At 36.1% G+C, this 8,578-nt stretch carries 8 protein-coding genes; all 8 read left to right on the plus strand.

The genetic code is table 11. The features are described from left to right. The first annotated feature begins 278 nt into the window (after positions 1 to 278). The 8 genes from GO685_RS02030 (at position 279) to plsY (ending at position 8,311) form a co-directional block, all read left to right on the plus strand. Positions 279 to 890, plus strand: coding sequence for a 50S ribosomal protein L25/general stress protein Ctc (locus GO685_RS02030; RefSeq protein ID WP_175937351.1), 612 nt, complete (start codon positions 279 to 281; stop codon positions 888 to 890). After that, positions 890 to 1,441, plus strand: coding sequence for an aminoacyl-tRNA hydrolase (gene pth, locus GO685_RS02035; RefSeq protein ID WP_175937352.1), 552 nt, complete (start codon positions 890 to 892; stop codon positions 1,439 to 1,441). The genes GO685_RS02030 and pth overlap by 1 nt, the downstream gene beginning before the upstream one ends. A 670-nt stretch (positions 1,442 to 2,111) precedes the next feature. Continuing rightward, positions 2,112 to 3,179, plus strand: coding sequence for a recombinase RecA (gene recA / locus GO685_RS02040; protein WP_175937353.1), 1,068 nt, complete (start codon positions 2,112 to 2,114; stop codon positions 3,177 to 3,179). 234 nt (positions 3,180 to 3,413) lie between these two features. Further along, positions 3,414 to 4,106, plus strand: coding sequence for a phosphatidylserine decarboxylase (locus GO685_RS02045; protein WP_175937354.1), 693 nt, complete (start codon positions 3,414 to 3,416; stop codon positions 4,104 to 4,106). After that, positions 4,103 to 4,873, plus strand: coding sequence for a CDP-alcohol phosphatidyltransferase family protein (locus GO685_RS02050; protein ID WP_175937355.1), 771 nt, complete (start codon positions 4,103 to 4,105; stop codon positions 4,871 to 4,873). The genes GO685_RS02045 and GO685_RS02050 overlap by 4 nt, the downstream gene beginning before the upstream one ends. 31 nt (positions 4,874 to 4,904) lie before the next feature. After that, positions 4,905 to 6,245, plus strand: coding sequence for an alanine/glycine:cation symporter family protein (locus tag GO685_RS02055; protein WP_175937356.1), 1,341 nt, complete (start codon positions 4,905 to 4,907; stop codon positions 6,243 to 6,245). A gap of 2 nt (positions 6,246 to 6,247) precedes the next feature. Then, complete coding sequence (locus GO685_RS02060) at positions 6,248 to 7,714, plus strand: alanine/glycine:cation symporter family protein (protein ID WP_175937357.1); 1,467 nt, start codon at positions 6,248 to 6,250, stop codon at positions 7,712 to 7,714. A gap of 12 nt (positions 7,715 to 7,726) precedes the next feature. Next, the gene (gene plsY, locus GO685_RS02065) at positions 7,727 to 8,311 is read left to right on the plus strand and encodes a glycerol-3-phosphate 1-O-acyltransferase PlsY (protein WP_175937358.1); all 585 of its coding nucleotides are present in this window, start codon (positions 7,727 to 7,729) and stop codon (positions 8,309 to 8,311) included. Positions 8,312 to 8,578 lie beyond the last annotated feature (267 nt).

Genomic DNA, 8,578 nt, shown 5'->3' on the forward strand with positions numbered 1-8,578 from the left:
GTAGTTTCTCTATTTGTAGCTAAGTTAAACTACCAGTTTTTGCTACATCTTTCCTTATTTTCTCATGATAAACTTTTTTCACAGAGACTAGTTCACATCTTTTCTACACTCATTTCATATTCCATGCAACTCAAAAAGCCCTCTATTTCCAGCTCTTTCTTTATCGGCTAATCCATAGTTAGCGTTTTACACGTACTGCGAGTAATGAAGTTTGAAATAAACATTTTTATGTTATATACTAAATTATATTAAATAGATTAGTTGAGTGGGAGCAATCGATGGCGCAACAAGAAATGGTAACTATTAATGTAGAATTACGTGATGTAACAAAAACAAAAGCGATGTATTCTCTGAGAAAGAAAGGATATATACCTGCAGTTATATACGGCAAAGGGCATGATAATATAAATTTAACATTGTCCGCAAAGGAATTCACGAAACAATATAAATCAGGTTACCTTTCTGCACATGTGATAGAATTGAACATTTCAGGTAAAAAAGAATATGCTCTTGTTCGCAATATTCAATGGCATGTGGTAAAAGATACTGTACAACATGTTGATTTTCAATTTGTTGATAAAGGTGGTGAAATCAAAATAGACATACCTTTATCATTTATAAACGAAAGCAAATCTCCAGGAATCAAACTAGGTGGAGTGCTTAATGTTTTATGTCGTTCCATTACTGTTAAATGCTCTCCTGACAAAATACCTCAGGCTATAGAAGTCGATTTATCTGGTAAAACGATCGGCCAGTCTATACACATAAATGATGTAAAATTGCCAGAAGGAGTTAAACTTGCAGCACACGAGGAAGAAAACTTCACTGTTGTTACAATCTCTGCTGCTGATAGTAACGTTGAAGAACTTCAAGCGGAGAAAGAGGAATAGTGTATCTGCTAGTTGGGCTTGGTAATCCAGGTAGCCAATATGAGCTAACTTATCACAATATTGGCTTCATCATTGTTGATGCAATTTGCAAGTGTTGGAATTTTCAGCCGTTCTCTAAAAAAGCTGATGACCTGATAACCTCTGGCATAATTAATGAAAGTAAAACTATATTGCTAAAGCCTTATTCATTTATGAATAAATCTGGCATTCCTGTTGCAAAAATACGAAACTTTTACAAATTTTCGCTAGATAATATCATTATTATACATGATGATGCTGATCTAGAACTCGGAAGAATAAAAATAAAGAAGGGTGGCAGCTCTGCTGGACATAATGGACTTAAGTCTATAGACAGTTTTATTGGTAATGATTATTGGCGCCTGAGATTTGGAATAGGCAGGCCCAATGATCAAAGAGATCTAGCGAATTACGTATTGTCCAAATTTGCAAATTTCGACAACGCCACCCACTTAGTAGAAAAAATAGCAAAAAACATACACTTAATGCTGCAAGAAGATAATACGGCTTTTATTAGATCTCTTGCATTATGATGAGGAATTTTTAGGAGAAACGCAACCGCAGAATACTTGAAACCGCTAACACGTAGCGGAATGACGGTTTTTTGAATCTTCGGGGTGTCATCCAAGTAGCTCATCCGGGATACTATTTTAGTAATAAATATTTAAGAAATTTACTAAATGAAGAAAAAAGCAAAAGAAACCCTGGTCAATACCTGTTCAAAAATATTGGCATCTTTTTAGCCTTAAACGCTGCAATTTAGCTGCTTTTAAACTACAACTAACCTTGACTTAAGCGTTAAGAAATTTACTAGGGAGAAAAAAAGACAAAAGAAACCCCGTGATAGAAGTTGCTCACTCTCTAATCCTGCAAATTGGCGCACTATACTGTCTTAAACGACTTATAAGCGCGTTTCAGCTTGTATAGGCAAAAACCTAGAAATCTAGGTGAAATTAATAAAGACATGAGGCGCACATAGTGCAAAAAATTAAACATAAGACGCCAACCGTGATACTTTCGTCGTTTAATCTGCACAGATTGAAGCTAAATGAATAGCTCAAATAATATAATTAAGGGTAACGACGAAGGTTGTCAAGTAGTTTTTTTGTTTTTAAAGCGTCAACATTTTTCGTTATTAAAAAACCCTTGGCAGGTTGTTCATGTTCAATTATCATGGAATTTATACAAATTAATAAATGACCTATGGCAAGCAACCCAGAAGAAAAAAATAATGATAAGCAAAGAGTGCTAGATAACGCAATAAGCCAAATTGAAAAAGCATTCGGTAAAGGCGCTATAATGAAGCTAAAGCAGAATCCTGTAGAGAAGATAGATACAATATCCACAGGGTCAATTGCGCTTGATTCAGCCCTAGGTGTTGGGGGATTGCCAAAAGGACGTATAATTGAGATATTTGGTCCTGAGAGTTCAGGTAAAACCACTCTTGCTTTGCATGTAATTGCTGAAGCTCAGAAGAAAGGGGGATTATGTGCATTTATCGATGCAGAGCACGCATTGGATGTTATATATGCCCGTAAACTTGGAGTAAACACTGATGATTTGGTAATCTCGCAACCAGACACTGGAGAACAAGCGTTACATATCGTTGAGTATTTAGTGTGTTCTGGTGCAGTTGATGTGATAGTTGTTGACTCTGTTGCAGCATTAACTCCAAGAGCTGAAATTGAAGGAGATATGGGTGATCAGCACATGGGATTGCAAGCGAGACTTCTAAGCCATGGGCTCAGGAAACTAACTTCCGCAGTTTCAAAAGCGAACTGTATACTGATATTTATTAATCAAATCCGTATGAAAATAGGAGTAGTGTATGGAAACCCTGAAACTACTACCGGTGGGAATGCGTTGAAATTTTACACTTCTATAAGGCTTGATATAAGAAAAATCGGTGCAATAAAGGATAAAGAGAATATCACGGGCAATGAAACGAGAGTTAAAGTTGTAAAAAATAAAGTCGCTCCTCCATTTAGAGAAGCAAAGTTTGATATAATGTACAATGAAGGTATATCAAAACTCGGAGAGATGATAGATATAGGAGCAAAACTTGGTGTGCTTGAAAAAGCAGGTGCTTATTATTCATACAATGACACACGTCTTGGGCAAGGAAGGGAGAATGTAAAAAATTACCTCAAGACAAACAAAGAAGTTAGCAATGAAATAGAAACCAAAATCAGAGATTTACTTAGAAATCACGGTAACTCTATTGCGATGGAAGAAGAAAGCGAGCAGCTTTTAGAAGAATCAGTTTTCTAATTTAGCTGAAGTTGTGTTGGGTACAATCGTCGTACCGCCGCAGTATCTTCGCATAGATTCTGCTAATGAAGAGCATGATATCAAATCTTCGATAAACCTAAGCTGCTTTGGCTACAATATAACAATTTGCAATATTACCTCGTATCAAAAAGCTTTTTGAAGCAGTTAAAAAAAACTTCCCATGAGGAGTGATAAATGATAAGTTGTTAATAACAGATTATTGTTATTAAGATTATGTGTTTTAGTTTACCTAATATGAACAAGGAAGGTTATTTGTTTATAGTGATTTCTTTTATAGTAACATGTATAGCATTCTCTATATCTTGGGGTTTTGGCGTTACATGCTTGTTTCCAACGTTATTGTGCACTTATTTCTTTCGTGATCCAGCAAGGGTTGTTCCAGGCAATAAAGACCTTGTACTAAGCCCTGCAGATGGTGTGATTTCGAAAATTGAAGAAGTGAGTTACCCTTTATCAGCAGAAGACGAAGAAGAGAAGAAATTCACGCTTGTTAGCATATTCTTGAGTGTTTTGGACGTGCATGTAAATCGTATACCAATATCTGGTACAGTAAAGGAAATGCACTATAAGAAAGGCAAGTTTGTGTCTGCAATGAGCAATAGGTCTAGTAACGAAAACGAAAAGCAGGTTATTGTGATTGAGTATGAAAAGGGGAAAGAAATTATTGTAGAGCAAATAGCTGGATTAATTGCACGTCGTATCGTTTGTAATTTAAGAGTGTCTCAAAACGTAAAAGCAGGTGAAAGGTTTGGAATTATAAGGTTTGGCAGTAGGGTAAATATTTACATCCCTGCTGATATAGAAATAAGAGTCTCAGAAGGACAAACTGTTGTTGGTGGTGAAACAATTATAGCAAATTTGAATAAGGAAAGTGCTAAAGAAAAGCTTATTTTTGATGTCATATGAGCAGTAATGGCAGTAACAGTAGGTCTTTACCTGTTGCCAAGTTATTCCCCAATTTTATAACTTTATTGGGTTTATGCTCTGGTCTTACTTCGCTTAAATTTACATTTAATGCACAGTGGGAGTTTGCAGTAATTTTTGTTATCATTGCAGCAATTATAGATGGAATGGATGGCAGAATAGCCAGAATTCTAAAATCAACTAGTGATTTTGGAGCACAGCTTGATTCTTTTGCAGATTTTCTAAATTTTGGTGCGGCACCTGCTTTTCTTTTATATTTTTGGAAGTTAAAGGAAATCAAAGTTATAGGGTGGATATTAGTAATGATATATGTTATCTGCATTTCGATAAGGCTTGCAAGGTTTAATGTATCGTTGAATGCAGAACAACTTGACTGGGAAAAATTCTTCTTTTCTGGTGTTCCAGCACCGATATGTGCTTTGCTTTCCTTATTGCCAATAATCATTACCTTTCAATCTCATGAAAGTGAATACTTACTTTTTATGGAGCAATTTTTTAACATAAGAAATACAGCTTGTTACTTTTTAGCTATTTCATTTTTTTCGGTCGGCCATATTCCAACTTTCTCTGCAAAGTACATTTATATTCCCAGGAGCCTATCTTATATATTTGTATCGCTCTTTGGAGTATTTATCGTATTCTTTGTTAGTAAGCCTTGGATTACTCTGCCAATTCTAGGTGTAATATATACACTGACTATTCCAGTAAGCACCGGGCTATATATATATTACACGTATAAAGCTCGTTAGCTAAAAATCGTAATAAAAAGTAGTGAGTAGCATGGTTATAAAAATAAGTGAACTATTAAATTCATTTCTGTACGTAAAGATATTTAACATTCCATTTATAATTATTTGGGTAATTGCAACTGGAGTTTTTTGTACGGTTCGGTTCAAATTTACTAACTTTAGGTTATTCAAGCATGGAATACAAACGCTATTCAACCTAAGATGTAATCATAACGACGGCATAATCACTCATATTCAAGCGTTTGCAACAGTAATTTCAGGAACGGTTGGTCTTGGGACAATATCAGGAGTTGCTATAGCTATCACAATAGGGGGCCCAAGTGCAATTTTTTGGATGATAATTACTGGAATATTTGGCATGTCGATAAAATTTGCCGAAGTGGTGCTTGCATTCAATTATCGCTCTGAAAACTCAACTGGCGGGGCTTTTTATTACATGAAGTACGGACTTGCTAAGATTGGATTTGTCAGGACTGGTAAGTTTCTTGCATTCACTTATGCAATTATGTTACTTATTGCGATGATTTTGGGTGGCATACCATTTCAAGCAAATCAAATTGCGGCATTATCAAATAACCTCTTTGAACATAACGCGTCTATTATTATATCGCTGCTTGTCTTGGTTGTAATACTGGGAGGAATAAAACGAATTGCTTTCGTTTCAACGGGTTTAGCACCAATTATGATAGTGTTGTATATAGGTATGTGTGTGTATTTAATCTGTGTAAACGGAAATAATCTGCTGAATGCTCTATCTATAATATTTCAAGATATCTTTAACAAATCAGCCGTAGGAGGTGGGGTACTGAGTGGATTAATAGCCGGAGTTAGAAGATCAGTGTTTGCTAACGAAGCAGGTACCGGAACAGCAGCCATAGCACATTCAGCTGTGAAAGAGGAAGACCCAATTAAGGTTGGAAGTGTTGCAATGATTGCACCATTTGTAGACACAATATTAGTCTCATTTTTGACTGGCATTGTAATAATTATCACTGGTATGCATAGTACTGATAACGTGGGCGATATTACATTGGTTAGCTCGGCATTTTCAACAGCCTTGCCTTTATTTAGCAAGTTAGCTCTCCCGCTGATAATGTTTTCCTTTGCATTTTCCACGATAATAGCTTATTGTTACTACTGTGAAGTTGCCTTGCTGTACTTATTTGGTAGCAAAAAAGTACTGATATTGTTCCCAGTTCTTATAGTGGGTTCGGTGTATATCAGTTGTATGTCAAAAAATATAGAATTTATATCTTGTTTAGGCGACAGTTTGTTTATGTGTCTTATGATTCCAAATACTGTTGCAATATATCTACTGAGAAGGGGAGTCTCGAACACAATAGATTATTATTACAATTCTAAAAGGTATTAAACATGATTTATAGATTGCTTTGTGCGGTATTATTTTGCCTATTGTTTAATAATGCGTACGCTGCTTCGGGTTTTTACGAAAGCTATGGCGCTGTGTTAAGTGGAATAAACAATTTCATGAATGAGGTGTTGTTTTTCAAGATCTTCTACGTGCCATTTATAATTCTTTTGCTAGCGTTCGGTTACGTATTTCTGACATTGCGTTTTAAATTTCTCAACATAAGGATGTTTAAGCATGCATTTGCTATTTTGTGTGGAAAATATGACACAAATCATCACGATGGCCATATTACGCATTTTCAGGCATTTGTAACAGCACTTTCAAGTACGGTTGGCCTTGGAACTGTTGCCGGTGTTGCAATTGCAGTTTCAATGGGAGGACCAGGAGCGGTGCCTTGGATGATGATTACAGGCTTTTTTGGTATGTCAGCAAAATTCGCTGAAGTGACTTTAGCGTTCAGGCACAGAACAGAAGGTCAGGAGCAATTATTTAGTGGTCCCTTTCAATACATAAAAAATGGGCTAGAGGAATGTGGATTTAAGAAACTTGGTATTGTGTTGGCTGCGGTATATGCAGTGTTTTTTGTCTTATCAGGTCTTGGTGGAAGTGTAGCGTTTCAAACTAACCAAATGGTTTCAATATTATCTGGTTATTCAAATTGGGTGGATAGTCATCCTTGGTTTCTTTCTTCTATAATTTCTGCATTACTTGCTATGGTAATCATAGGTGGAATTAAGAGAATAGCCAGAGTATCTTCCGCGCTGGTGCCTATTATGTCACTCATATATATTTTTAGTTGTGTCATTATAATCGCGTTTAATATTCACAACTTTAGCAATGCATTTAAAATATTATTTTCAAATATGATAGATTTCAATGCCGTTGGTGGAGGAGTAGTTGGGGCATTCGTTGCTGGGATTCAAAGAGCAATTTTTGCCAGCGAAGCGGGTGTTGGTTCTGCTTCAATTACACATGCAGTAGCTAAAGATGAAGAGCCGGTTAGAACTGGCCTAGTTGCAATGATAGAGCCATGCTTTGATACAATGTTAATCTGTTGTTTGACAGGGATAACAATAGTTATAACAGGTGCGTATCAGACTGGCGTTGGCGAAGGAATATTGATTACTCAAAAGGCATTTGAAACAGTTTCTTCTTGGTTTCCTATACTTTTGATAATAGCTGCACCTTTGTTTGCGTTTTCTTCGGTGATTTCGTTTGTGTATTGCTGTGAGATGGGATGGCTATATTTGTTTGGTGCAAAGAGTATAGCTATATATCGCATAGCGGTAATAATTGTGGCGTTTTTCTCTTGTCTTTCTAAGGATATAATGACTATTGCCAATATCGGTGGAACTTTATTCTCTTGTTTAGCTCTCATCAACATGACAGCACTTATACTGTTTAGTAGTAAGATTAACGATGAAGTTCAATGCTACCTGGGAAGGCTGAGAAATAACAAGATTAGCTAGATTTTTGTTACGATGGAGAAGTGTATAGTTCTTATATTATCCCACGTGTTGGGTTCAATACCGCTTAGCTTAATCATTACAAGGATAAAAGGAATAAATTTAAGAGAAGTAGGTTCTGGAAACATCGGTGCTACAAATGTTGCAAGAACAGGGAATAAAAGACTTGCTGCTCTGGCACTGTTTCTGGACTCCTTGAAGGGGTTCATCGCGATTCATATAGCGCAACAATTTTTTAGTAGTGGTAGTTTTTACATATGCGCATCCGCAATGTTAGCAGTTCTAGGGCATATGTTTCCTGTATGGTTAAAATTCAGTGGAGGGAAAGGAGTTGCAACAACTTTGGGGATTTTGATAGCACTTAGTATTCATATGGCATTAGTGTTTATATTTGTTTGGCTAGCAGTATTTTCTATCTTTCGATACTCCTCTCTTGCCTCCTTAGCAGCCACTGCAGCAGCTGTTGCGATATCTCTTTTTTTTCAAAAAGACTTATTTTTTACTCTATTGATCGTAGCAGTATTAGTTTTTTTAAAGCACCACAAAAATATTGCAAATCTTCTGCAAGGCAAGGAGTACAAATTTCATGAGCAGTTTTAGCCAATGGCGTCAACTTAAGAGCCTCCATTAGCAAACTTTCCTAAAGACATGATGGCGTTTGGGCTTATCCATGTTACCTAATAGAAACAAAAAAACTACTTGATAACCTTCGCCGTTACCCTTATAATGATACTGAAGCTATTTGTTTATCTTCGCAATCTGTGCAGGTTAATGACAAAAAACTTAGTGTATTTGGCGTTTCATGTTTAAATTTTTGCACTATGTGCACCTCACGTCTTTTTAAAACTTCTGATTTTCAAGCTGAAA

The organism is Wolbachia endosymbiont of Madathamugadia hiepei, assembly GCF_013366855.1.
Classification (GTDB): domain Bacteria; phylum Pseudomonadota; class Alphaproteobacteria; order Rickettsiales; family Anaplasmataceae; genus Wolbachia.